Below are 22,638 nucleotides of genomic sequence, written 5' to 3'. Positions count from 1 at the left end.
GTTGATGGGGCCGCAATCGGATGTTGCCACCGGGCCGCCCGACGTGCTTCATCCCGTTTCCATGACCCGGAAATACCACCCGAAGGCGGGCCGGTCAGGACAACGTAGTTTGAGGCCGGTAACGCGAGGCAAGACACCGCATGTCGTCCTATTCTGATGATCTCCACCAGGCGGCGCTGGCCTATCATCGGCTGCCGCGCCCCGGAAAGCTCGAGATCCAGGCGAGCAAGCCGCTCGCCAACCAGCGCGACCTCGCGCTGGCCTATTCCCCCGGCGTCGCCGCCGCCTGCATGGAGATCGCCAAGAACCCCGCGGAAGCGGCGACGCTGACGATACGCTCCAACCTGGTTGCCGTGGTTTCGAACGGCACCGCCGTGCTCGGCCTCGGCAATATCGGCCCGCTGGCCTCGAAGCCGGTGATGGAGGGCAAGGCGGTCCTGTTCAAGAAATTCGCCGGCATTGACGTGTTCGACATCGAGATCGCGGCCGACACCATCGAACGCGTGGTCGAGACCGTGGCCGCGCTCGAGCCGACCTTCGGCGGCATCAATCTCGAGGACATCCGCGGACCGGAATGCTTCGAGATCGAGGCGCAGCTCAAGGAGCGCATGAAGATCCCGGTCTTTCACGACGACCAGCACGGCACCGCGATCATCGTCGCCGCCGCGATCACCAACGGTCTGCGCCTGAACGGCAAGAACCTGTCGGACGTCAAGATCGTGGCATCGGGGGCAGGGGCCGCAGCGCTTGCGACACTGAACCTGCTGGTGTCGATGGGGGCGCAGCGCAAGAACATCTGGGTCTGCGACATCGACGGCCTTGTTCACGAAGGCCGCAACACCACGATGGACCGCTGGAAGGCGGTCTATGCGCAGAAGACCGACAAGCGCACGCTCGCCGACGTCATCGGCGGCGCCGACATCTTTATCGGCCTCTCCGCACCGGGCGTGCTCAAGCCCGAGATGGCCAAGGCGATGGGCGACAAGCCGCTCATCATGGCGCTCGCGAATCCGACGCCGGAGATCATGCCGGAGGAGGCGCGCAAAGCCCGTCCCGACGCCATGATCTGCACTGGCCGCTCCGACTATCCGAACCAGGTCAACAACGTCCTGTGCTTTCCCTTCATCTTCCGTGGCGCGCTCGATGTCGGCGCCACCGCGATCAACGAGGAGATGAAGCACGCCGCCGTCGAGGCCATCGCGCAGCTCGCGCGCGAGGCGCCGTCCGATGCGGTCGCGCAAGGCTTCGATACCGGCGAGACGCAAGGGTTTGGCCCGGGCTCGCTGATCCCGAGTCCCTTTGATCCGAGATTGATCCTGCGCATCGCGCCGGCGGTGGCGAAGGCCGCGATGGAATCGGGCGTTGCGACCCGGCCCATCACCAATTTCGACGAGTACACCGCGTTGCTCGAGCGCTTCGCCTTCCGCTCCGGCCTCGTCATGAAGCCGATGTTCGCCAAGGCCAAGACCCAACCGGTGCGCGTGATCTACGCCGAAGGCGAGGATGAGCGCGTGCTGCGCGCCACCCAGGTGGTGCTGGAAGAGAAGCTGGCGATGCCGATCCTGGTCGGACGTCCGTCGGTGGTCGAGGCCCGCATCGAGCGCTTCGGCCTGTCTATCAAGGCCGGCAGGGACTTCGACCTGGTCAATCCCGAGGACGATCCGCGCTACCGCTCCTACGTGCAGTCCTATGGCGAGGTCGCCGGCCGCCGCGGCGTGACGCCGGATGCGGCGCGCACGGTGGTGCGCACCAACAACACCGTCATCGCGGCGCTCGCGGTGGTGCGCGGAGAGGCGGACGCCATGCTCTGCGGCGTCGAGGGCCGCTACATGAGCCATCTGCGCCATGTTCGCGAGATCGTCGGGTTCACCCCGGGAATCAGCGACTATGCGGCGCTGGCGCTGCTGATCACGAGCAAGGGCGCCTTCTTCATCGCCGACACCCAGGTGCGGCCCAATCCGAGCGCCGAAGAGCTCGCCGAGATCGCCTCGCTCGCGGCGGTCCACGTCCAACGCTTCAACATCAAGCCGAAGATCGCCTTCGTCTCGCATTCGGATTTCGGCAGCTACGACACGGAATCCTCGCGCAAGATGCGCCGGGCAACCCAGCTCCTGAAGGAGAAGCATCCGGAACTCGAGGCCGACGGCGAGATGCAAGGCGACACCGCGCTCTCGGCCGCCGCGCGCAAGATGGTGCTGCCGCACTCCAAGCTCGAGGGCGAAGCCAACATCATGATCATGCCAAGCCTCGACACCGCCAACGTCGCCTATCAGATGATCAAGTCGCTGGCGGACGCGCTCCCCGTCGGGCCGATCCTGATCGGCCCGGCGCGCCCGGCTCACATCCTCACCCCGTCGGTAACGGCGCGCGGCATCCTCAACATGACCGCAGTGGCTGTGGTGGAAGCGCAGGAGCGCGCGTCGCGGCAGCAGCCGACGTTGTTTACGTAGGGCGTGCGTGGCCTTCCCCTCTCCCCTTGTGAGAGAGGGTGGCTCGCCGCGGAGCGGCGAGACGGGTGAGGGGTTGCTTCCGCGCGCACATTTCTCACGGTTGAATTTGCAGAGCGAGACCCCTCATCCGGCACTGCACCTTCTCCCACAAGGTAAGAAGGTGCAGTGCCGGGCCACCAACTTTGAATTGCTCGCAGTTAGCCATTTCCCCGTTTGTAAACCGGCGAATGTATCTTCATAATCGCGAAGTGCTTTCGCGAGAATTCAAAAGCCTGAGCAAAGAGGCCGATCATGCCAGCGTTCGTAACTTTCGGGCGGATCCTGTTCGCCGTGCTGTTCATCTACACGGGTGCGGCAAGACTGTTTGCCATGCAGGCGACCGTTGATTTCATCGCCGCCAAGGTCGTGATGCCCGACATGATCGCGCCTTACGCCAAGCAGATCGAGACGGCGACGGCCATGACCACGCCGCAACTGCTGGCGATCGCAGTCGGCGTGCTCGAGATCATCGCAGGCGTGATGATCGCGCTGAATTTCGGCGCGCGCTTCTTCGCGATGCTGATGATTATCTATGTCGCGGTCGCGACCTTCCTGTTCTACGACTTCTGGAACCAGGTGCCGCCTGACAACGGCAAGATGCTGGTCGACGCGCTCAAGAACCTGTCGATCATCGGCGCCCTGTTCATGATCATGGGCTACGGGCGCGCCACGCGTCCGGCCGAAGCGGCCTACGGGGACGTATAAAGGTTAAGCCACTACGTCCTGCGCCATGGCGTCACCGTCACGTCATGCGCGGCGTCGAGCAGATACGGCGCGCCCGGCTTCATCCCGTGTGAGGCCAGCACCTCCTGAGGCGTGCGCCCCGGTACTTCGACAAAACAGCCCTCGCCGCGGGGCAGCCGAAGGTGCGGGGCTTCCGACAGCCAGAACGTATCGTAGCGATCCATGAACATGTCGAACACGACGGGGCCGCCGATGATTGCGACGGTGCCGGAAGCGACATCGGCGAACGCACAGGCGTCCTCAAAGCTGGTGTGAGCCGGATTCCACAAGGTCGCGTTCGGCATCTCGGGATCGACGGTCAGAGTCTGGATCTTGCGGGTCAGGATCAGGCGCTTGCGCTTGGGTGAATTCGGCTGCTGCTCATGCGAGTGACGGCCGTGCACGATCAGCGCGGCGCGATCGAGCGCCTGCTCGAAGAACAGCTTGTCGCCTTCGAACTTCAGGCTGTCGGGCATGACATGGTCGGCGTCCGCGAGCATGCCGTCCGCGGAGACGATGACGTAGCCTTCGATCCGAAAGGACAAGGGCGCGGCTATTCGGAAACCGTTGTCACGACGCTGTTGACCGGCCGGGTGCTCACCGTCGGCAGCTTGACGTCCTTGAGCAGTTCCTGGTCGTATTCCGGCAGCGTCGAGGCCGGGAACTTGGCGCGCATCGCCACCACCTTGTAACCGCCGGCCTTCAGGCGCTTGAGCAATTCGGGCAGGGCTTCCGCAGTGTGCTTCTGGAAGTCGTGCATCAGGATGATGCCCTTGCCCTTGCTGTCGAGCTTCTTCATGACGGTCTCGATCACCTTCTCGGGCTTCGAGGCCTTGAAGTCGAAGGAGTCGATGTCGCAGGAGAAGATCGCTGTGTTGCGGTTGCCGAGATAGGTGACCATCTCCGGCGGATGCTGGAGCGCCGGGAAGCGGAAGAAAGGCGAGGGCGAAATGCCGCCGAGCGCCCATTTCACCGCGGAAAGACCCTTCTCGATCTCTTCCTTGCGCTGCGCTTCCGTGAGCTTCTTGTTGTTGAGGTTGGCGTGCGACCAGGTGTGGGTGCCCACGGTATGGCCGGCCGCGTAGACCTGCTTCAGGATCTCCGGCTCGTAGGTCGCGTGCTTGCCGATCGAGAAGAAGATGCCGGTGGTGCACTCGTCGGCGAGCGCCTTCAGCACCGCGGGCGTGTTCTTGGGCCAGGGGCCGTCGTCGAAGGTCAGCACCACTTCGTGGTCGCGCAGGAAATCGAGCTCCTTGAAATGCTCGAAGCCGAAGCCAGGACCGCCCGTGGTGTCGATCTCGACGGTGCGGGCGACCCCAAGCGCGCCCGGCGTGTTGCAGGCTGCGCGGGCGGGCTGGGGCGCCTGCTTAGGCGGCGGAGGATTGACGAAGCCCGCCGGCGCGGCGGCTGCTGCAGGAGCGGGTGCGGGAGCTGCAGCGGGCGCAGCCGCAGCCGGTGTTGCCGCCGGTGCGGCCTGCGTCGCGGCGGCGGGCTTTGCAGCCGGGGTCTGCGACCATGCCGCGCCCGTCATCGCCAGAGACATCGCGCTTGCCAATATCAGTCCTGCCGCCACACGCATGGTGTTGTCCTCGAGATTGATCCCGTTGTTCCGCCGCGGCTTTTCGCCTTCGGCAAAACCATCCTGCCCATAACAATCCTAGCCTAGATGGTGGGCCCTCGCCATTGCAACGGCTGTTTGGCGCGCCAGCCCAATTGTGCCCAACCGGATTGGGGACGCGTGGCGTCAAGTGTCGGCCAGCGCCTTGGCGATCGCCGTCTTGATCCGCGTGTCTGTCGGTTCGACCGCGGATGCAAAGACATCGGCGATATAGCCGTCCCGGCCGATCAGATATTTGTGGAAGTTCCAGCGCGGAACTTCTCGCGGGCGCGCCTCTGCCGCCCATTTGTAGAATGGATGCGCCTTTGCACCGACCACGATGGCCTTGGCCGCGATGGGGAAGGTAACGCCGTATTGGTGGTGGGCGGTTTCCGAGATCTCACTGGTGCCGCCGGGCTCCTGTCCGCCGAAATCGTTGGAGGGCACGCCAATGACGGTGAGGCCGCGTTCGCGAAACTCGCTCCAGATGTCTTGCAGGCCGGCATATTGCGGCGTGTAACCGCAGAGCGAAGCGGTGTTCACCACCAGCAGCGGCCTGCCAGTGAAGGCCGCAAGGCGGATGTCGTCGCCTGACAATGCCGGGAAAGAGAAGGCGTAGGCGGAAATTCGGCTCATGCCGCCATCCGCCAGTGCACGCGTCGCCGGCGCCAGCGTGCCTGCAAAGGCGGCGATGAGTATGGTCCTGCGGTTCATCATAACGGCGTCCCCCGAAATGATCCGGGGCGCATGTTACCCCGTCGGTGCGAGCGGCGTCGTCAACACGGCGTTATCTGCCGCGATGAGGCGCGTTAGTACAGGCGGACGATGAAATCGGTGCCTTCGCCAGTCTCGCCCTGGTTGATGCCCTGGTCGGAGACGATGATCGAGCCGCCCGATGTCAGCATTTCGTTGATCCTCGCGATCGTGTCGGCCGGGATCGAGACGCGGTCCAGGGCCTCGGCTGGACTGTCCGGCGGGACCACAGGCTTTACGGCGACGGGAATCACCGCCGCGCCACGTTGGCGGCCTGTCACGCGGCCGTCATCTTCGCGCGCGGCAGAACGGACCGACACTGGCAAGGACACCACCGACCAATGCAGCGCATTGGAATCGGCCTTGTCGATTTCGGCGGTAAAGACATGCGTGCCGAGCGGCCGATCACTCGCGGCGATTGTGACAGGCACCTCGAACAGCGGCGCAAAGTTCTGCCGCACGTAGAGCTTGGAATCCTTGCGGCTGATGAAGACCGCGATCTGGCCCGCTCGCTTGGGCGCTTCAGGTTTTGCCACGGGCGCCGGATCGGCAACGCGGGTTTCGTCCTTCTTGACGTCGGTCGTGGCCGCCTGCGCTGGCGCCGCGGCCGGTGCATCGGATGTCTTCGCGAGTTCGGACTTCGGCGTCTCCGCGGCGTCGACAGGCTTCGCTTCAGTGTTCGCGGGCTGCGCGGCGTCTCCGGCCTCTGGCTTGGCCGCGTCCGCCGCCTCAGCGGGCTTGGTCTCGGGCTTTGCCGTTGTCTCGGTGTTGTCGGCCGATGCCGGGGCCTCCTCGCGGGCTGGGGCATATCCGGTGGTCACGTCCGACATCACGGTGTGGCCGACCGACGAGCGCAGCTCGGGCACGCCGTCGGCGCTGGCGGTTTTCGTTTCAACCGGCTTTGCTTCGGTGGCCGCGGTATTGGCTGTGCCCTTGTCGGCCTTGTCGCCGGCATTGGTCTGCGGCTCGAGGCTGGCCGCGGGTTGCGGTGGCACGCGCAGCGAGGCAAGCAGCGGATGTGAGAACTTCTGCGGCGACATCTGACCGGGCGAAACGATCACGCGCGCGCCCATCCTGGTCCAGTTCCACATCTTCACCGCGAACGCCATCGGCATGCGGATGCAGCCGTGCGAGGCTGGATAGCCCGGCAGCACGCCGGCATGCATGGCAACGCCCGACCAGGTGATCCGCTGCATGTACGGCATCGGCGCGCCGCTATAGATGTTGGAGTGGTGGAATTTGTGCTTCTGGATGACGCTGAACACACCCATCGGCGTCGAATGGCCCTTCATGCCCGTCGAAACCGGGGATTCCGCGAACACGCCTTTGCTGTCGTAGACCGTGACCTTCTGCCGGTCGATCGAGACGACGATGACGAGAGGACCTTGCGGTTTGGTGCCGGCTTCTTTTTCGGCAACAAGGTCTTTTTTGCCGACCGCACCGCGCTTCTGCGGTTTCTGGCGCGGGACGTCGAGATGGCGCTCCTGGCGCCCGTAGGACCCGTCGGAATAGTCCGTCCAGTAATAAAACGCTGCGTCCGCCTGGCTTGCCGTGCCGATCGCACCCGCCGCCGCCAAAATGGCGACCTGCCAAAGCCGCGTCGGCTTGGCAGAAAAACCGGCCCCGTTCACGCTGTTCATCCTCGAATCCATAATCCAAATCAGATGTTAGTCTCTCAGAGGGGATACGCGTTCACCAGCATGGCGGTTCTGCCATCAGCTACATTTGTCCAAAGCGTAGCAAAAAAGCCTCACGGAGCGGTAAACGGCGGCCGTGTCGGCTTGCCGGTCGTCTTCCTGATCGGTCGCCTCATCCCTACATTGCTGGAAGTTGTTACCGGAGAGGTTCATGTCATCTCGTTTCCGCAGTCTTTCCAGCATCCGCTTGAAAGGCCTCGCTTTATTCCTCATGGCGTTGACCGTGCCGGCAGCGTCCGCCTTCGCCGCCGACGAGCCGGATCTGATCTTTCGCCGCTCGACCGTGTTCAAATGGATGAGCCCGAACGACAAGCTTGCGACCTACGGCCTCGACGATCCTGAAGTCGAGGGCGTGGCCTGTCATTTTACGGTGCCGGAGAAGGGCGGCTTCAAGGGCTGGCTGGGCCTTGCCGAGGAAGTCTCGGACATTTCGCTCGCCTGCCGTCAGGTCGGCCCGATCAAGTTCAAGAACAAGATGGAGCAGGGCGACGACATGTTCCGCCAGCGCCGCTCGCTGTTCTTCAAGAAGATGCAGATCGTGCGCGGCTGTGACGCGAAGCGCAACGTGCTGGTCTACATGGTCTATTCGGACAGGCTGATCGAGGGTTCGCCGAAGAACTCGACCTCGACCGTGCCGGTCATGCCGTGGGGACCGGCGGACGCCAACGTCCAGAAGTGCGGAGAGTTCTTCACTCAGTGACGCTCTTGCGTTCACTCAGTGACGCTCTCGCGTGCACTCAGTGAGGGGTTTGCGTTCACTCGATGATGTCAGCGCGGATGGCGCGCGGTTTTGCAAGATGCGAGCCGGTCAGCCGCACGAATGACTGCGGCGTGGCCTCAAAGCCCCGGCTCGATTGTAGCGCCATTTCGCCAGGCGAATGGCTGTGAACAGGTCGTTGCTCCCGGCGGTCCGTTCGTTGGTCCGCATCGCGCGTCGTTGCGCGATTCTGCGCGGTCATGATGGCTGTTCCTCACATGAACACGCTCGGCGATGCTCGGGCGTCCTCGGTCTCGATAGCTTGGGTCGCAGTCGAAGCGCCCCCGGTTCGACAGGACCCAGCCTTCGTTCGGCTTCTCTTCAGCAGAAAAACGTAAAACGCATGTGAAGGGTGTGAGGCGGGATCATGACGGCGCCGGCGTTCCGCGGCGCATCCGAGCTCGCCGGAACCTGCCAAGCTACATTGGGTGACCGCACGACCCATCTGAAAAGATTGAGATTTTCCATGGAATATGTCGTCGCCTCGAGCGGGACGAAACAATTCTCACGGAGACGAAACCATTTTCCGGCTTTGGCGCATCACGCGCGAAACCGCCCATGGTTATCAACCTCACGACGACGACGGCGCACGCCGGCCACCGAATTCGGAGAGAACTTCATGCGCACGCTCAGCCTCATCCTTGCTTTCGGTTTCGTGCTCGCCGGCTCCTCGTTCGCAGGCTCGCCGGACGGCAATGTCCCGGGTATCGGTACTTTCCAGTACAGCGGCTCGCCGATCATGATCCCGGCACCGCAGCCGATCGTGGTTGCCGCGCGCTTCTGATCGCCAACAAGAAAAATCAGCCAATAAAGGCCATCATGCTTGTTCGTTCCTGCGCTGCGGCGTTCATATCCCTTCTGACGATCAGTGCCGTTCAGGCGCAGGTGCGCTCTCCATCCAGATTACCCGATCCCCGTACCGAGTTCGTGAGGCAATGCGCGCCGCGCATGCTCGGACGGTGGGAGCATCCGGAAGAGGTCTGCGGCTGCCTGCATGATCATGCTGCCGCCGTCGTCGAGGATCGCGATCTTCGCGAGGCCCTGCTGCGCGGCATCAGCGAGACCGGGGTGCCGACGATCGAGACCGACTGGGTGCCGGCCGCAAAGCAGACCGAAATCGGCCCGACCTTCACCAAGATCGCCAAGCCGACCCTGCAATGCATGTTCGATCCGGCGAAGTAGCGCTCATCGCTTTGATTTTGGACCAAACCGCGACACACAGATGCTCGTCCGTGCGACGCCCTTGTCGGTCATTTTGGCGCCTCGCACTTCCTTGACCTGTCCGGCGGGACAGGTTCCGTCGTCCACTTGAACGCGCTGGCCGAGCTTGAGGTCGACGATGTCCTGCTCGCGTCCGACGGTACCTGCGCGCGCTGTCGCAGCGAGTGCGATGAAGATCAGGAGCGAGAGGCAAGTCGCGCGGCGTAGCAGCATGGTGAGAGCTCCCAGCATCGATGTCGCAATGTAGGGAGCGGCAGCCGATTCTCATAGTGAACGTTCGTCATGCCCGCCCGGCCGGCTTGCTCCTCGCGCGCAAGGCCGCTCGCGATTCCCGCGCGAGTCGTTCGGCGGAGGCCACGAGCTTCGAAACCGCGTGGCCGGAAAATCCCAGCACGAAACCGGGCTGTGGGCGCGCGCGTGAATAGGTGTCGGCCAACAGCCAGCCTTCGGCGCCCGCGGCCTGCTTGGCTTTCGCCGCCACAGACAGATCGACCGAGGGATCGAACCGGGCGACTAGATGCAGACCCTGTGATGGGACCGGCACCGACAGCACGCCATCGGATGCGGCTTCGAGCCTCCCGGCCAGCGCGTCGCGCGCCTCGCGGTAAAGCTTGCGCACGCGCTTCAGGTTCGCCGCGAACGCGCCGGAATTGAGCATGTCGGCCACCGCACCCTCGATCAGCGTGCCGGGAAAGCGGTCGAGCGCAGCCCGCGCCGCGGTCACATCCGCAATCAAGCGCTCGGGCAGGGCGCAATAGCCGATGCGCAGGCCCGGAAACAACGTCTTGGCGAACGTGCCCATGTAAATCACGCGCTGGAGGTGATCGATGCCGGCCAGCGACATCAGCGGCGCGCCGTCGTAACGGAATTCGCTGTCGTAATCGTCTTCCAGCACGAAGGCGCCGGCCTGCCTGGCCCAGTCCAGCAGCTCGAGCCGCCGCGGCATCGACATCTGCACACCCAGCGGAAACTGGTGCGACGGCGTCACATAGGCTGCGCGCGCGGACGGCGCCGCTGCGCGGCCTTTGGCGACACGCATGCCGTGCGCGTCGACGGGAACGGAGACGGCACGATAGCCGCAATGCGCGATGGTTTTTCGCGCGGCGGGGTAACCTGGGTCCTCGCACCAGACCTGATCTTCGGGCTTCAGGATTGCGCTCAGCAAGATGCGCAGCGCGTGCAGCGTGCCTGACGTCAGCATGATCTGATCGGGATCGCAGCGCAGGCCCCGCGCCGACAACAGATGATCGGCGATCGCCGCACGCAGTTCGCGGCTGCCACGGGGATCGCCATAGTGCAGATGCTCCGCGCCGAAGGCGCGCATGCGACGGCCGACAAAGGCCCGGAAATGCTGCACGGCACGCGCGTCGATATGGGTGCAGCCGAGTGAAAACGCGCCTTGCCCCGGCGTTTCGACGCTGATCTTGGGCCGCTTCGGCTCGGCCGCGCGCGCGGGGATGCGCGCGGCGACGAAGGTGCCGGAGCCGACGGTTGCGTCGGCAAAGCCGTCGGCGATCAGCCGCTCATAGGCGGTGACGACGGCATTGCGCCGAAAGCCGGTCTGTTTGGCCAGCGTGCGCGACGGCGGCAGCGGCTCGCCGGGTTTCACCAGACCGCCGACGATCATCTCGCACAGTGCCTGATACAGCCGGTGCGCCGACGAGGCGCCAGCCGTGATGTGCGGGCCTGCGAGGTCGAGCGGCAGCTCGGCTTTGGCCGGCGAGGGGACAGAATTGGTCGGAATTTTTCGCATGGAATTGGCACTATCGCAGACCAAATCCACGGATACAACTGCTCTGGAATTGTTCAAATCCGACAGGAGCGGCCGTGAGCCAGACCGAGAACCAGAATTCCTATCCGACATCCGCGCGCAATCAGGTGAAGCGCCGTCACGACCGCGGCTTCTACGATCACGACACCGTTCATCGCATCCTGGATTCCTCGATGCTCTGCCACGTCTCCTACGCCATCGACGGCCAGCCCTATTGCACGCCGACTTTCTTCTGGCGCGAAGGGACGAAACTGTACTGGCACGGCTCGAGCGCCAGCCGCATGCTGCGCAACCAGACCCTGGGCGAGCGCGTGTGCCTGACGGTCGCCCATCTCGACAGCCTGGTGCTGGCGCGCTGCGGGTTCAATCACTCGGCCGATTACCGCGCCGTGATGGCATTCGGCACCGCCTATCTCGTCACCGATCCCGAGGAGAAAGAACGCGCGGTGATCGCGATGGTCGACCGCTTCTTCCCGGATCGCACCGCCAGCCTGCGGGCGAGCAACACGCAGGAGATCAAGGCGACCTCCTTTATCGCGATGGAGATCGAGGAAGCCTCCGCGAAAATCCGGGCCAAGGGTGTCGCCGACGACGACGAGGACTATGAATTGCCGATCTATGCCGAGCGCATCCCGGTGCGCACCGTGCTCGGTGCGCCGGAACCTTGCCCGCGGCTGCTCGACGGCGTGAGCCGGCCGGCGACACTGAATGGCTATTCGGAGGGCCGGCTGCTCGAAGACGCATTGCGGGATGCCTATTTTGCAGAGTACCCGAACGGCTGAAATCGGTTAGCTTACGCTCCATCGATGATCTCAATGCCGATTGGAGTTGCCTGATGAATGCCGAAACGCAGCAGAGGATTCTTGACGCCGTTGATGCCGGCTTCGAAGCCCAGCTCGCGACCACACGCGATTTCGTCGCGATCCCCTCGACGCGCGGTGCGGAGGGGCCATGCCAGGACATGATGGGCGACCTCCTGCGCGCGCGCGGCTACGAGGTCGACGACTGGCACATCAATGTCGACGACCTCAAGGATCTGCGCGGCTTCGGGCCCATCGAGCACGATTTTTCGAAGGCGCGCACTGTGGTCGGCACGTACCGGCCCAAAACCGAGGCGGGCAAATCGCTGATCCTCCAGGGCCATTGCGACGTGGTGCCCGCGGGGCCGCTGGAATTGTGGGACACCCCGCCGTTCTCGCCCGTCATCAAGGACGGCAAGATGTTCGGTCGCGGTGCCTGCGACATGAAGTCGGGCACCATCGCAGCGCTCTCCGCGCTCGATGCGATCAGGGCCGCGGGCCTGAGGCCGACGGCGCGGATTCACTTCCAGTCTGTGATCGAGGAGGAGAGCACCGGCGTCGGGGCGCTCTCGACGCTTCAACGAGGCTATCGTGCGGATGCCTGCTTCATTCCTGAGCCGACCGGCGGCAAGATGGTGCGCTCGCAGGTGGGCGTGATCTGGTTCCGCCTGCGCGTGAAGGGCCATCCGACCCATGTCGCCTTCGCCGGCTCCGGCGCGAATGCAATCATGGCGGCCTATCATTTGATCCAGGCGCTGCAAAAACTCGAGATCGAGTGGAACGAGCGCGCGAAAGCCGATCGTCACTTCAAGACGCTGAACCATCCCATCAACTTCAACCCCGGCATCATCAAGGGCGGCGACTGGGCCTCCAGCGTGCCGGCCTGGTGCGACGTCGATTGCCGGATTGCCGTGTTGCCCGGCTGGTCGATCGCCGAGCACCAGAAGGAGATTCTTGCGTGTGTCGCCGCCGCCGCACGCAACCACCGCTTCCTCGCCAACAATCCGCCGGAGATCGAATGGTCGGGCTTTTTGTCGGAAGGCTATGAGCTGACCAATGCCACCGCGCCTGAGGCGGCGTTCGGCAAGGCCTTCAGCACCGTCTATGGCGGCCAAATCGAAGACCTCGTCTTCACCGCGCTTACCGACACCCGCTTCTACGGCCTCAATCACGGCATCCCGAGCCTGTGCTTCGGCGCGAGTGGCGGCGAGATGCACGGCTTCAATGAATATGTCGATCTGGACTCGCTGAAAAAGACGACCAAGGCAATGGCGCTGTTCATCGCGGATTGGTGCGGGGTGGAGCAGGGGTAGCCCTCGTGTCCCGGACAGAGCCAGGACCCACGTCACCGCACATTTGGACCGCGGTTCAGCAGCGCATCGTTTCACGCTGCGCTGCGCCCTGGGGAACGAACCATCTTCCGGCTGCCCAATCCACCGGCGCCCAAATCCTTTAAGCTTAAAGAAAGACTAGGATGCCGCCCGCGCTGGTGGCAGACTGGCGCCTGGTCCACAAGGCCTTGAGTCCGTCGAGGAAGCACGATGCGCGATTGGGATGACGCCTACGCCAATTCGGCCCATATCCCGGGCTCGGACAAGATACAGGCGCTGTGGGCGGAGCGGGCGGCGGCTTATCGCGCCGGGCTGAAGGAGTTTCGCGCTGACATCGCCTATGGCCCCGGTGAGCGCCAGCGCCTCGATCTGATCTTGCCCGACGGCGACAGCAAGGGCCTCGTCGTGTTCGTCCACGGCGGCTACTGGATGCGCTTCGACAAGTCGACATGGACTGATCTCGCCGAAGGCGCGCGCCATCACGGCTGGACGGTGGCACTGCCAAGCTACACGCTGACGCCGGCCGCGCGCATCTCCGACATTACGGCGGAAATCACCACAGCGATTGCCAAGGCGGCCTCGCTGGTCGCGGGCCCGATCCGGCTCGCCGGCCATTCCGCCGGCGGGCATCTCGTTACGCGTATGCTGTGCGACGACAGCCGGCTGGAGCCCGCCGTCTACAACCGCGTCGCCGGCACGCTGTCCATCAGCGGCCTGCATGATCTGCGTCCGCTGCTCAAGACCAGGATGAACGACACCCTGCGCATGACGATGGAGGAGGCGACGCTGGAAAGCGCGGCGCTGCATCTGCCGCGCGGGCCTTCGCCGGTGACCGCCTGGGTCGGTGGCAACGAGCGGCCCGAATTCATCCGCCAGTCCGATCTGATGGCCAACGTCTGGACTGGTTTCGATGTGCCGACGCGTCTTGTCGTCGATCCCGGGCTGAACCATTTCACCGTGATCGACGCCCTCAAGGACCCGTCGTCGCCCACCACCGCGCGCCTGATCGGCCTCGACTGACGAGGCCTTGAAGATCGATCGAAAGGGCCTGCCATGACGTCCAGCCAATACGATCCCGCAAGCGAAGGCGCTGAGACCGATTTCGCCCGGCGCATGTCCTATGGACACTATCTGGCGCTGGACGCGATCCTCGGCGCGCAGCATCCCCTGTCGGAAGCCCATGACGAGATGCTGTTCATCATCCAGCATCAGACCACCGAGCTGTGGATGCGGCTCGCCATCCACGAGCTCAGCGCCGCACGCCGTTCGATCGCGAAGGATGAGGTGCAGCCTGCAATGAAGATGCTGGCACGGATGTCGCGCATCTTCGAGCAGCTCAACGGCGCCTGGGACGTGCTGCGCACCATGACGCCCAGCGAGTATACGCGCTTCCGCTCGCAGCTTGGCCAGTCCTCAGGCTTCCAGTCGCGGCAATACCGGCAGATCGAATTCCTGCTCGGCAACCGCAACCACGCCATGCTCAAGCCGCACGCGCACGATCTGGAAACAACGCAGCTGCTCGAAGCCGAGCTCGCAACGCCAAGCCTCTATGACGAGGTGCTGCGGCTCGCCGACCGCAACGGGCTCAAGATGCCTGCGGCCGTGCTGGCGCGCGATGTTCGCGAGACTCATAGCTTCAATGAAGGTGTGCTGCAGGCTTGGCGTATCGTCTACGAGGCGCCGGAAACGCACTGGATGCTCTACGAGCTCGCCGAGAAGCTGGTCGATTTCGAGGACTATTTCCGGCGCTGGCGCTTCAACCATGTGACGACGGTCGAGCGCGTCATCGGCTTCAAGCGCGGCACCGGTGGCACCGGCGGCGTCAGCTACCTCAAGCGCATGCTGGAGGTCGAGCTGTTTCCGGAACTCTGGCGCGTGCGCACGATCCTGTAGAGAATTCCATGACCAAGCTTCGCGTCTACGACGACACCAAAGCGCTGTTCCATATGCCGGACGGTGTGATCTATCTCGACGGCAATTCGCTCGGCGCGTTGCCGCTTGGCGTTGCCGAGCGCGTCAGCCGCGTCATCACCGCCGAGTGGGGCGATGACTTGATCCGCGCCTGGAATACGGCTGGCTGGTATGCCCAGCCGCGCCATGTCGGCGATCGCATCGCGCGCCTGATCGGTGCGGAAGCCGGCTCCGTCATGGTCGGAGATACGCTGTCGCTCAAGGTCTATCAGGCGCTCGCCGCCGCGCTCGACATGAACGCGTCGCGCAAGGTCGTTCTATCGGACACCGGCAACTTTCCGACCGACCTCTACATGGCCGAAGGCCTGATCGCGACCCTTGGCCGTGGCCATCAATTGCGCCTGGTGGCGCCGGAGGAGATCGAGGCTTCGTTGTCGGAGGAGATCGCGGTGCTCTACATCACCGAGGTCGATTACCGCACCGGACGGCGCCACGACATGGCGAAGCTGACTGCAAGAGCGCATGCGCTCGGCATCGTCACGGTCTGGGACCTCGCGCATTCGGCCGGCGCGCTGCCGGTTGACCTTGCAGGCACCGGCGCGGATTTCGCCGCTGGATGCACCTACAAATACATCAACGCCGGCCCCGGCGCGCCGGCCTTCCTCTACGTTGCGCCGCGCCACGCCGACAGCGTGCGCGCCGCTTTGTCGGGTTGGATGGGGCATGCAAAGCCGTTCGCGTTCGAGCTTGCCTATGCGGCCGCAGGTGGCGTTGAGCGCATGCGCGTGGGAACGCCGCCGGTGCTGGCAATGGCGGCATTGGAAGCTTCGCTCGACATCTGGGATCGCGTCGATATTGCCGAGGTCCGGGCCCGCTCGCTGGCCCTCGGCGATCTCCTGATTGCCGAGGTCGAACGCCGCTGTCCGTCCTTGAAGCTTGTTACGCCGCGCACGCATGAGCGTCGCGGCTCTCAGGTCTCCTTCGCCTACGGCGGCGGCTATGCCGCGATGCAAGCTCTCATCGCCCGCGGCGTCATCGGCGATTTCCGCGCGCCTGACATCATGAGATTTGCCATCACGCCGCTGTATATCGGTGAGGGCGAGATCGTGCGGGCAGCCGAGTTCATCGAAGAAGTGATCGCGGGCGAAATTTGGCGGCGGCCGGAGTATCAGGTGGTGAATGCGGTGACGTGAGGTACGAACGCTGTCTCCCCGTCATTGCTTTGCCGCGAAGAGCAATTCACCCTGTGAGCAGAATGATTTGGGAGGAGATCCGATGACGCCGCTCGATAAACTTAAAGCAATGAAGATGCCGTTTGCCGAACTCAAGGGCGTCGAGTTCGTCGAGGCCGAGAGGGATCGCGTGGTGGCGCGGATGACGGTCAGGCCCGATCTCTGCACGCTTCATCATACCATTCACGGCGGCGCGGTGATGGCGCTGGCCGATTCCGTCGGCGCGGCGGCCACCGTGATCAATCTGCCGGAGGACGCCAAGGGCACGACCACGCTCGAGAGCAAGACCAACTTCATCGGCGGGGCCAAGGAGGGAACCACGGTAATCGCGACCGCCACCCCAATCCACAGAGGCCGGCGGACCCAGGTCTGGACCACCCGGCTGGAGACCGAGGACGGCAAGCTGGTTGCCGTTGTGACGCAGACCCAGCTGGTCCTCGTGTGAATACGGGGGGCTTGATTTTATTAAAGAATTAGTCGCTTCCGATGCCCGAAACTTGGGCAGGTTCCCGTCTTGAAAAGTTTGTTGCGATGCACAATATTGGAGGCCTAGGGATTCGAACGCCTCCTCGAGGGACACCAAGAGGAGTTTTGACTTGTCACTCGCAGCAGATTTTGGACTTGAAATAACCAACCGCCCGAAGTCCGTTCAGGGCTACGTGCGGACCTTGAGCCAGCAGGAAGAATTGCCGCTTTTGCGCGATCACCTGCTGAGGCTCGATGCCGAAAGCCGGCACGACCGCTTCAACGGTTTTCTCGACGACAGTTTTATCGAGCGTTACGCCGCCCGCTGTGCCGAGGACGGCACCGTTATTGTCGCCTATATCGTCGATGGCGTGGTCCGCGGTGCGGCCGAGCTGCATCCGCCCGAGGGCGATTCGCTGCCCGAGGTCGCCTTCAGCGTGGAAGCTTCGGCGCGGCGCCAGAACGTCGGCACCGTGCTGTTCAGCCGCCTGATCGCGGAAGCGCGCTGGAAAGGCTACAAGCGCCTGCGCATCACCACCGGCGCCGAGAATCACCCGATGCGCGCGCTCGCCAGGAAGTTCGGGGCGCATCTGCAATTCCGTCATGGCGAATCGACCGGCACGATCGATCTCGCCAAGGCGCCTGAGGACGAACTCGCTGATCTCGCGGCCTCGCCATTCAGGGCCGGCCGCGCTCTTATCAGCTTCAACTCGACCTGCTGGAAGATCATCTCCAGCATCTACGGCAATCGCGCCGCCTGACCTGAAAAATCCGATTGGAATCAAAAAAGCGGACCGGCAAAACCGGTCCGCTTTTGTATTGTATGTAGGGACTAGGCCGTCAGGTGCCGGTGCGCTTGTCGTTGCCGAAGCGGCGCACGACACGGCGTTCGACCACCACCGAGCGCTGCGCACCCTGTTCGCCGGCGATCACGCGGGTCGAGGTGATGCGGCTGTTGGTGCGAACCTGCTTCTTGACCTCGGCCTGGACGACATCGAGCGGCATGCCCATCAAGGCTGCGGCGATCTCGGCCTGCTGCTCCTGATCATCGGTGATGCCGACGGCGGCGAAGATCGCCTCGTCTAAGGTCGGGGGATCGTGGCGCACGCGCCGCGTGCCATATTTGGTATTCCAGTTTGCGTTCATAACGGCCTCGTTTCGATGCCGGGATACCTAGTGCCGTCTATGTTGCATTGCAATATGAAATCGGTGTGGCATCTCAGCTATGCACCGGTTGGGTGTCAGGGTAGTGACGGGAGACCGGCAACATCCGCAACCCGCTGTTGTGGCCAGCGTTTCAGCGCCGCCTGGCCAGCTTCCGTCAGCCCGTAGATTCCCCGCTCGGTGCGTTCGAACCAGCCATACACATTGTTAAGCATGATCTTGCCGGCATCGGGACAGCGCCGGCGCAATTCGCTCACCCGCCGCGGGCCTGCCGCGAGCTCCGAGGCGCAGGCCAGTGCCTGCTGCCGATAGGCCGTCATGATCGGCGCGCGCGTGCTGCCGCCCAGCGCCGGATCGCCCTGGCGGCGCTGATGCTCTGCGACCAGGCGCGAACGGACCTTCGGCTCCCGGCGTGGGGCTGCCGTCGGCGGCTTCACCAGCACCTCGACCTGACCGCGGTCGGTCACCCCGAGCATGCCGAAGCCGAGGCGGCGACAGAGATTGCGATACCGTGCGTCGGTCTCGCGTCCCTTGCCGCGCGCTGACATCTTTGCCGCAATCCAGACCTCGTCGCCGGCCGGTGCACGATCGACCGCCTGAAGGATCAGCTCGAGATTGAAGGTCAGCTTGAGCTCGCCGATCACCACCACCGGAGGATCGCCGGCGCTGAGGCCCACGAGATCGCAGCCGCCGATCTCGCCCTTGACCGTGAAGCCGAGCTCTTCGAGGAAGCGTTTGACAGGCAGATAGAGCGTGGTTTCCAAAGGAAGCTTCCGAATGTCACGTTCGATCGGAGAATCAGTCTGCGGCAGTTTAGCCCCGGAGTGGACTTAGAGCTCTGCGCCATTTGATCGGGAACAGATGATCCGGCTATCCTGCGGGTGGGACAATCGGGCGCTTCACGAAGATGACCATCAGGAATGGGCTCTATCATATCCGCATCGAAATGCTGGATGCCGTTCAGGGCGGCAACCAAGGCGTCATGGTGATGCGCGACGGCACCATGCGGGGCGGGGACTCATTCTTCTTCGCCTACGGCAGCTACACCTCGGCCAACGGCAAGTGGAAGGGCGAGCTGACCAACGAGGAGCATTCCCCCTCGTTCGACGAGCGCCCGGTGTGGGGCCGCAAGGTCGTGACCATCGGCTTCAGTGGCACTTACAATGGCGAGACCGCGTACGGCGAGGGCATCGCGCTCGCCGGCAAGCAGAGCATCCGTTTCAGAGGCAATCTCCGGCTCTTGGTGCCGGATTGATTACACCCGCCCGCCAACCGGGATCAGCGCGCCGGTGACGCCGCTGGCGGCATCGCTGGCGAGGAACAGAATGACTTCGGCGAGTTCCTGCGGTGTCACCCATTTGGCGAAGTCGGCCTTCGGCATGTCGGCGCGGTTGGCCTTGGTGTCGATGATCGAGGGCAGCACCGCGTTCACGGTCACCTTGCCTTTCCACTCGCTCGCCAGCGCCTCGGTGAGCCGGTGGACGCCGGCTTTCGACGCCGCATAGGGGCCCATGCCGGAGCCGGCCTGAAGCGCGCCCATGGCCCCGATATTGACGATGCGGCCGGCCTTGGACGCGGCCAGATGCGGCAGGGCCGCCTGCGAGGCGTTGAGTGCCGTCAGCACGTTGAGCGCATGCATGCGCTGCCATGTCTTGACGTCGCCGTCGCCGACGGTCTCGAAGGCGAAGCCACCGGCGATGTTAACCAACACGTCGAGCCCGCCAAAGTGTCTCGCCGCTGCCTCGACCGCCGTCTTTGCTTGTGCTGCGTCGGACAGATCGACGCCGCCGATCTCGATGCGCTCAGGCATCGCGGAGATTTGCGATGGCGCATGGTCGATGCCGGCCACGCGCGCGCCGCGTGCCAGCGCGGTCTCGGCGACCACCTTGCCGAGCGCGCCGAGTGCGCCGGTCACGATCAGAACCTTGCCTTGCATCATTGTTCTCCCGGCACGGCCGCTTAAGATTTACGGCCGCCTACGATTGCAGATAGCGCGCCTTCAGTGCGATCCGCTCCGGTGTGCCGAGCTCGAGACCGTCGCGCAAGTAGGTTTCGAGATCGCCATACTCGCTACCGACGGCCTCGAAAGCAGCCGCAAGATACGAGGCCTCGACGTTGCCGATCGCGTCGAGAACATCGGCGGGAAGATCGGAGACGTTTGATGCGTCGCGCTTGTAGTGCTGGTTGGTCAGCAGATAATCCTCGGCAATGACGTCATCAGATACGCCGAGCGCATGCAGGATCAGCGCGCTGGCAAAGCCGGTGCGGTCCTTGCCGGCGGTGCAGTGGATCACGAGCGGCGCGCGGTCCTCCAGGAGATGCCCGAACAGGTTGCGGAAACTGGCCGTGTTGTGGCGTACATAGTTGCGATAGGATTCGCGCATGAGTTCGAGCGCGACCGGCGCGGTCAACCTGCCCCTGCCGAGCTCGGCGCGCAGCGCAGCCACGACTGTCGGCTCGATCGGCAGCGAATGCACGGCGATCTCGTTGACCACGCAGACACCCGCCGCGCGTTCCTCGACGCCGCGAAAATCGAAGGCGCTGCGCACGCCCAACGCGCGGACGATCTCGATATCGGCAGCAGTGAGCTGGCCGAGATGGTTGGAGCGGAAGATCTGCCGCCATCGCGTGATACGGCCATCTGCGGTCGGATAGCCGCCGAGGTCGCGAAAATTGCTGGCGCCTTGCAGGGCGAGATGGCGGGCAGGGAAGTCTTTCATGGAGGTGTCTTGTCAGGCATTTGAAACGGTCTGTGATCACCTGCGCGACCATATAATCCCGCAATCAAGTCCGGAATGGAAAAGGGCCGAAACACCGTTGTTTCGACCCTTTTTCGAACTGACGCCGGGCATCGAGAGACCGCGGCGGTATTGAACCGAACGCAGGCATCAGCGATCCCATTTCGGCTTGGCTTCATCGACTGCTTCCTGATGGTACCAGCTGCCGCTGCAAATCGTCTCGTTCACGGGAAGCGAGGCGTGGTTGGCGGGAAGGCGGGTCTCACCGTTGCGGCGCCCCCCGAGAGCCGAGCGGCCCCCGACAGGGAATTGGTAGATCTGTGCAGATCCGTGACTCAGTCCATTGTTCATCATTGCATTATCTCCCGAGATCGCAGCGCTGGCCTCCATGGTGCGCCCGACTCGTTGGCTTGTGGTTACTGGAATCCCCATATCGGCCGTGCATTCCGAAATGCAAAGTGCTGAAAAGGAAATCAGCGTTGGCCTATTTTGTAGGCAGACTGCATTCTGCTTCCTCTAAGGCAGCGCTCGGGTGGCTAACGCGTGGGCCGTTGCGAAGGTTGCGGGCGACGGTCGCAGTCTTGGCGAATATTGCCCGACGTTGATGCGCGTTTAGCCGGCAACCTTAGACCCGGGCCGGCCTGCTTCAAAATCGGGCGATTTCCGCGGGATTTTTGCGATGCAGCTTCACGCAAAGGTGCGCCGCTATGACGCGCGGCGCACTGGCCGATCCGCCGGGAGGGAAGAGGGGGCCGGCGGCGGTGGAAAACCTCCCGCGCTGCGGCCTTTTGGCACGTTAAATGCTTGGAAAGGGTCGGCCGATGTTGGCCGGGTAAACAATCGTGCGGGGGCCTGCGGCCCCCACCTTTCGCATCATCTACAGAGAGGCTCAATGACCAAGTATAAGCTCGAGTACATCTGGCTCGACGGATATACGCCGACTCCGAACTTGCGCGGCAAAACTCAGATCAAGGAATTCGCGTCGTTCCCGACGCTCGAGCAGCTTCCGCTCTGGGGCTTCGATGGCTCCTCCACCCAGCAGGCTGAAGGCCACAGCTCCGATTGCGTGCTGAAGCCGGTCGCGGTGTTCCCGGATGGCGCCCGCACCAACGGCGTGCTCGTGATGTGCGAAGTCATGATGCCCGACGGCAAGACCCCGCACCCGACCAACAAGCGCGCCACCATCCTTGACGATTCCGGCGCCTGGTTCGGTTTCGAGCAGGAATACTTCTTCTATAAGGACGGCCGTCCGCTCGGCTTCCCGGCCTCGGGGTATCCGGCGCCCCAAGGTCCGTACTACACCGGCGTCGGCTTCTCGAACGTCGGCGACGTCGCCCGTAAGATCGTCGAAGAGCATCTCGACCTCTGCCTGGCTGCCGGCATCAACCATGAAGGCATCAACGCGGAAGTCGCGAAGGGCCAGTGGGAATTCCAGATCTTCGGCAAGGGCTCCAAGAAGGCCGCTGACGAAATGTGGATGGCCCGCTACCTGATGCTGCGCCTGACCGAGAAGTACGGCATCGACATCGAGTTCCACTGCAAGCCGCTCGGCGACACCGACTGGAACGGCTCCGGCATGCACGCCAACTTCTCGACCGAGTACATGCGTACGGTCGGCGGCAAGGAGTACTTCGAGGCGCTGATGGCGGCCTTCGACAAGAACCTGATGGACCACATCGCCGTCTACGGCCCGGACAACGACAAGCGTCTGACCGGCAAGCACGAGACCGCGCCCTGGAACAAGTTCAGCTACGGCATTGCCGATCGCGGTGCTTCGATCCGCGTGCCGCACTCCTTCGTCAACAATGGTTACAAGGGCTATCTGGAAGACCGTCGTCCGAATTCGCAGGGCGACCCATATCAGATCGCTTCGCAGATCCTGAAGACGATCGCCTCCGTGCCGGCCGACAAGAAGGCCGCCGCCTAAGATCCTCCCGGCCCGGGCTGGGGGGCTGGCCCCGGTTGGACTTCGATCCGCCGAAGCCGAAA

At 63.7% G+C, this 22,638-nt stretch carries 26 protein-coding genes; 14 read left to right on the top strand and 12 right to left on the bottom strand.

Going from position 1 to position 22,638, the window contains the following annotated elements; all coding sequences use genetic code 11:
• Window positions 1-140 precede the first annotated feature (140 nt).
• The gene (locus IVB50_RS23890) at window positions 141-2,450 is read left to right on the top strand and encodes an NADP-dependent malic enzyme (RefSeq protein ID WP_018456292.1); all 2,310 of its coding nucleotides are present in this window, start codon (window positions 141-143) and stop codon (window positions 2,448-2,450) included.
• Window positions 2,451-2,741: 291 nt separating this feature from the next.
• On the top strand, window positions 2,742-3,194 hold the full coding sequence (locus tag IVB50_RS23885; protein ID WP_018456294.1) for a DoxX family membrane protein: 453 nt from the start codon (window positions 2,742-2,744) through the stop codon (window positions 3,192-3,194).
• An 11-nt stretch (window positions 3,195-3,205) separates the two neighbouring features.
• Here IVB50_RS23885 and IVB50_RS23880 read toward each other — a convergent pair whose 3' ends face one another.
• The 4 genes from IVB50_RS23880 to IVB50_RS23865 all read right to left on the bottom strand — a co-directional run bounded on the left by IVB50_RS23880 (window position 3,206) and on the right by IVB50_RS23865 (window position 7,202).
• Window positions 3,206-3,757, bottom strand: coding sequence for a dihydrofolate reductase (locus IVB50_RS23880; RefSeq protein ID WP_018456295.1), 552 nt, complete (start codon window positions 3,755-3,757; stop codon window positions 3,206-3,208).
• Between the two features lie 8 nt (window positions 3,758-3,765).
• Window positions 3,766-4,791: a polysaccharide deacetylase family protein gene (locus tag IVB50_RS23875; protein WP_018456296.1), complete on the bottom strand. Its 1,026-nt coding sequence runs from the start codon at window positions 4,789-4,791 to the stop codon at window positions 3,766-3,768.
• A 165-nt stretch (window positions 4,792-4,956) separates the two neighbouring features.
• The gene (locus tag IVB50_RS23870; protein ID WP_085352959.1) at window positions 4,957-5,526 is read right to left on the bottom strand and encodes a glutathione peroxidase; all 570 of its coding nucleotides are present in this window, start codon (window positions 5,524-5,526) and stop codon (window positions 4,957-4,959) included.
• Between the two features lie 92 nt (window positions 5,527-5,618).
• Window positions 5,619-7,202 carry a L,D-transpeptidase family protein gene (locus IVB50_RS23865; RefSeq protein ID WP_085384887.1) on the bottom strand — a complete coding sequence of 528 codons (1,584 nt, stop codon included), beginning with the start codon at window positions 7,200-7,202 and terminating at the stop codon, window positions 5,619-5,621.
• A gap of 208 nt (window positions 7,203-7,410) precedes the next feature.
• On the opposite strand from IVB50_RS23865, the gene IVB50_RS23860 reads away from it, so the two are divergent.
• The gene (locus IVB50_RS23860) at window positions 7,411-7,959 is read left to right on the top strand and encodes a CreA family protein (RefSeq protein ID WP_026233134.1); all 549 of its coding nucleotides are present in this window, start codon (window positions 7,411-7,413) and stop codon (window positions 7,957-7,959) included.
• 55 nt (window positions 7,960-8,014) lie between these two features.
• Here IVB50_RS23860 and IVB50_RS23855 read toward each other — a convergent pair whose 3' ends face one another.
• Window positions 8,015-8,218 (bottom strand): hypothetical protein, encoded by a 204-nt coding sequence (locus IVB50_RS23855; RefSeq protein ID WP_026233135.1) that lies wholly within the window; start codon window positions 8,216-8,218, stop codon window positions 8,015-8,017.
• Window positions 8,219-8,635: 417 nt separating this feature from the next.
• Between IVB50_RS23855 and IVB50_RS23850 the strand changes: the two genes are divergently transcribed.
• Both IVB50_RS23850 and IVB50_RS23845 read left to right on the top strand, forming a co-directional pair.
• On the top strand, window positions 8,636-8,800 hold the full coding sequence (locus tag IVB50_RS23850; RefSeq protein ID WP_018456302.1) for a hypothetical protein: 165 nt from the start codon (window positions 8,636-8,638) through the stop codon (window positions 8,798-8,800).
• Window positions 8,801-8,835: 35 nt separating this feature from the next.
• A complete protein-coding gene (locus IVB50_RS23845; protein ID WP_026233136.1) occupies window positions 8,836-9,198 on the top strand; it encodes a hypothetical protein in 363 nt (120 codons plus the stop codon).
• Between the two features lie 3 nt (window positions 9,199-9,201).
• Here IVB50_RS23845 and IVB50_RS23840 read toward each other — a convergent pair whose 3' ends face one another.
• Window positions 9,202-9,450, bottom strand: a complete 249-nt coding sequence (locus IVB50_RS23840) for a DUF6719 family protein (protein WP_018456304.1) — start codon at window positions 9,448-9,450, stop codon at window positions 9,202-9,204.
• 67 nt (window positions 9,451-9,517) lie between these two features.
• On the bottom strand, window positions 9,518-10,990 hold the full coding sequence (locus IVB50_RS23835; RefSeq protein ID WP_247297464.1) for a PLP-dependent aminotransferase family protein: 1,473 nt from the start codon (window positions 10,988-10,990) through the stop codon (window positions 9,518-9,520).
• Window positions 10,991-11,064: 74 nt separating this feature from the next.
• Between IVB50_RS23835 and IVB50_RS23830 the strand changes: the two genes are divergently transcribed.
• From IVB50_RS23830 to IVB50_RS23800, 7 genes are all read left to right on the top strand, one after another.
• Window positions 11,065-11,790: a pyridoxamine 5'-phosphate oxidase family protein gene (locus tag IVB50_RS23830; RefSeq protein WP_247297463.1), complete on the top strand. Its 726-nt coding sequence runs from the start codon at window positions 11,065-11,067 to the stop codon at window positions 11,788-11,790.
• A gap of 53 nt (window positions 11,791-11,843) precedes the next feature.
• On the top strand, window positions 11,844-13,121 hold the full coding sequence (locus tag IVB50_RS23825; protein WP_018456309.1) for an ArgE/DapE family deacylase: 1,278 nt from the start codon (window positions 11,844-11,846) through the stop codon (window positions 13,119-13,121).
• 228 nt (window positions 13,122-13,349) lie between these two features.
• On the top strand, window positions 13,350-14,159 hold the full coding sequence (locus IVB50_RS23820; protein WP_247297461.1) for an alpha/beta hydrolase: 810 nt from the start codon (window positions 13,350-13,352) through the stop codon (window positions 14,157-14,159).
• Window positions 14,160-14,192: 33 nt separating this feature from the next.
• Window positions 14,193-15,032, top strand: a complete 840-nt coding sequence (gene kynA, locus IVB50_RS23815; RefSeq protein WP_018456311.1) for a tryptophan 2,3-dioxygenase — start codon at window positions 14,193-14,195, stop codon at window positions 15,030-15,032.
• 8 nt (window positions 15,033-15,040) lie between these two features.
• A complete protein-coding gene (gene kynU, locus IVB50_RS23810) occupies window positions 15,041-16,243 on the top strand; it encodes a kynureninase (RefSeq protein WP_018456312.1) in 1,203 nt (400 codons plus the stop codon).
• Between the two features lie 82 nt (window positions 16,244-16,325).
• Entirely contained in the window at window positions 16,326-16,727 is a 402-nt protein-coding gene (locus tag IVB50_RS23805) for a PaaI family thioesterase (protein WP_026233137.1), read from the top strand.
• A gap of 151 nt (window positions 16,728-16,878) precedes the next feature.
• Window positions 16,879-17,508 carry a GNAT family N-acetyltransferase gene (locus IVB50_RS23800; protein ID WP_026233138.1) on the top strand — a complete coding sequence of 210 codons (630 nt, stop codon included), beginning with the start codon at window positions 16,879-16,881 and terminating at the stop codon, window positions 17,506-17,508.
• Window positions 17,509-17,587: 79 nt separating this feature from the next.
• On the opposite strand, the gene IVB50_RS23795 is transcribed toward IVB50_RS23800, so the two are convergent.
• Both IVB50_RS23795 and IVB50_RS23790 read right to left on the bottom strand, forming a co-directional pair.
• On the bottom strand, window positions 17,588-17,893 hold the full coding sequence (locus IVB50_RS23795) for a hypothetical protein (protein WP_018456315.1): 306 nt from the start codon (window positions 17,891-17,893) through the stop codon (window positions 17,588-17,590).
• Between the two features lie 95 nt (window positions 17,894-17,988).
• Window positions 17,989-18,675 carry a DUF2161 family putative PD-(D/E)XK-type phosphodiesterase gene (locus tag IVB50_RS23790; RefSeq protein ID WP_018456316.1) on the bottom strand — a complete coding sequence of 229 codons (687 nt, stop codon included), beginning with the start codon at window positions 18,673-18,675 and terminating at the stop codon, window positions 17,989-17,991.
• Window positions 18,676-18,818: 143 nt separating this feature from the next.
• On the opposite strand from IVB50_RS23790, the gene IVB50_RS23785 reads away from it, so the two are divergent.
• Window positions 18,819-19,166 carry a GrlR family regulatory protein gene (locus IVB50_RS23785; RefSeq protein ID WP_018456317.1) on the top strand — a complete coding sequence of 116 codons (348 nt, stop codon included), beginning with the start codon at window positions 18,819-18,821 and terminating at the stop codon, window positions 19,164-19,166.
• Here the strand turns inward: IVB50_RS23785 and IVB50_RS23780 are convergent, their stop codons facing one another.
• The 3 genes from IVB50_RS23780 to IVB50_RS23770 form a co-directional block, all read right to left on the bottom strand.
• Entirely contained in the window at window positions 19,167-19,847 is a 681-nt protein-coding gene (locus IVB50_RS23780; protein WP_026233139.1) for an SDR family oxidoreductase, read from the bottom strand. It lies immediately after the preceding gene.
• Window positions 19,848-19,887: 40 nt separating this feature from the next.
• The gene (locus tag IVB50_RS23775) at window positions 19,888-20,631 is read right to left on the bottom strand and encodes a tyrosine-protein phosphatase (protein ID WP_247297460.1); all 744 of its coding nucleotides are present in this window, start codon (window positions 20,629-20,631) and stop codon (window positions 19,888-19,890) included.
• A 168-nt stretch (window positions 20,632-20,799) separates the two neighbouring features.
• A complete protein-coding gene (locus tag IVB50_RS23770) occupies window positions 20,800-21,003 on the bottom strand; it encodes a DUF2735 domain-containing protein (RefSeq protein ID WP_007591835.1) in 204 nt (67 codons plus the stop codon).
• Between the two features lie 538 nt (window positions 21,004-21,541).
• On the opposite strand from IVB50_RS23770, the gene IVB50_RS23765 reads away from it, so the two are divergent.
• The gene (locus IVB50_RS23765; protein ID WP_018456321.1) at window positions 21,542-22,576 is read left to right on the top strand and encodes a glutamine synthetase beta-grasp domain-containing protein; all 1,035 of its coding nucleotides are present in this window, start codon (window positions 21,542-21,544) and stop codon (window positions 22,574-22,576) included.
• Window positions 22,577-22,638: the final 62 nt, after the last annotated feature.

This window comes from Bradyrhizobium sp. 87 (assembly GCF_023073015.1).
Lineage (GTDB): Bacteria > Pseudomonadota > Alphaproteobacteria > Rhizobiales > Xanthobacteraceae > Bradyrhizobium > Bradyrhizobium canariense_D.
The sequence above is the reverse complement of the archived record's forward strand: the minus strand, read 5'-3'. Positions and strand labels throughout refer to the sequence as shown.

What these genes read in the sequence shown, in the direction of transcription:
- IVB50_RS23890 (WP_018456292.1), top strand. Translation starts at nt 141, where the DNA reads ATGTCGTCCTATTCTGATGATCTCCACCAGGCGGCGCTGGCCTATCAT.
- IVB50_RS23885 (WP_018456294.1), top strand. Translation starts at nt 2,742, where the DNA reads ATGCCAGCGTTCGTAACTTTCGGGCGGATCCTGTTCGCCGTGCTGTTC.
- IVB50_RS23875 (WP_018456296.1), bottom strand. Translation starts at nt 4,791, where the DNA reads ATGCGTGTGGCGGCAGGACTGATATTGGCAAGCGCGATGTCTCTGGCG.
- IVB50_RS23870 (WP_085352959.1), bottom strand. Translation starts at nt 5,526, where the DNA reads ATGATGAACCGCAGGACCATACTCATCGCCGCCTTTGCAGGCACGCTG.
- IVB50_RS23865 (WP_085384887.1), bottom strand. Translation starts at nt 7,202, where the DNA reads ATGAACAGCGTGAACGGGGCCGGTTTTTCTGCCAAGCCGACGCGGCTT.
- IVB50_RS23860 (WP_026233134.1), top strand. Translation starts at nt 7,411, where the DNA reads ATGTCATCTCGTTTCCGCAGTCTTTCCAGCATCCGCTTGAAAGGCCTC.
- IVB50_RS23855 (WP_026233135.1), bottom strand. Translation starts at nt 8,218, where the DNA reads ATGACCGCGCAGAATCGCGCAACGACGCGCGATGCGGACCAACGAACG.
- IVB50_RS23850 (WP_018456302.1), top strand. Translation starts at nt 8,636, where the DNA reads ATGCGCACGCTCAGCCTCATCCTTGCTTTCGGTTTCGTGCTCGCCGGC.
- IVB50_RS23845 (WP_026233136.1), top strand. Translation starts at nt 8,836, where the DNA reads ATGCTTGTTCGTTCCTGCGCTGCGGCGTTCATATCCCTTCTGACGATC.
- IVB50_RS23840 (WP_018456304.1), bottom strand. Translation starts at nt 9,450, where the DNA reads ATGCTGCTACGCCGCGCGACTTGCCTCTCGCTCCTGATCTTCATCGCA.
- IVB50_RS23835 (WP_247297464.1), bottom strand. Translation starts at nt 10,990, where the DNA reads ATGCGAAAAATTCCGACCAATTCTGTCCCCTCGCCGGCCAAAGCCGAG.
- IVB50_RS23825 (WP_018456309.1), top strand. Translation starts at nt 11,844, where the DNA reads ATGAATGCCGAAACGCAGCAGAGGATTCTTGACGCCGTTGATGCCGGC.
- IVB50_RS23820 (WP_247297461.1), top strand. Translation starts at nt 13,350, where the DNA reads ATGCGCGATTGGGATGACGCCTACGCCAATTCGGCCCATATCCCGGGC.
- kynA (WP_018456311.1), top strand. Translation starts at nt 14,193, where the DNA reads ATGACGTCCAGCCAATACGATCCCGCAAGCGAAGGCGCTGAGACCGAT.
- kynU (WP_018456312.1), top strand. Translation starts at nt 15,041, where the DNA reads ATGACCAAGCTTCGCGTCTACGACGACACCAAAGCGCTGTTCCATATG.
- IVB50_RS23805 (WP_026233137.1), top strand. Translation starts at nt 16,326, where the DNA reads ATGACGCCGCTCGATAAACTTAAAGCAATGAAGATGCCGTTTGCCGAA.
- IVB50_RS23795 (WP_018456315.1), bottom strand. Translation starts at nt 17,893, where the DNA reads ATGAACGCAAACTGGAATACCAAATATGGCACGCGGCGCGTGCGCCAC.
- IVB50_RS23785 (WP_018456317.1), top strand. Translation starts at nt 18,819, where the DNA reads ATGACCATCAGGAATGGGCTCTATCATATCCGCATCGAAATGCTGGAT.
- IVB50_RS23780 (WP_026233139.1), bottom strand. Translation starts at nt 19,847, where the DNA reads ATGCAAGGCAAGGTTCTGATCGTGACCGGCGCACTCGGCGCGCTCGGC.
- IVB50_RS23775 (WP_247297460.1), bottom strand. Translation starts at nt 20,631, where the DNA reads ATGAAAGACTTCCCTGCCCGCCATCTCGCCCTGCAAGGCGCCAGCAAT.
- IVB50_RS23770 (WP_007591835.1), bottom strand. Translation starts at nt 21,003, where the DNA reads ATGATGAACAATGGACTGAGTCACGGATCTGCACAGATCTACCAATTC.
- IVB50_RS23765 (WP_018456321.1), top strand. Translation starts at nt 21,542, where the DNA reads ATGACCAAGTATAAGCTCGAGTACATCTGGCTCGACGGATATACGCCG.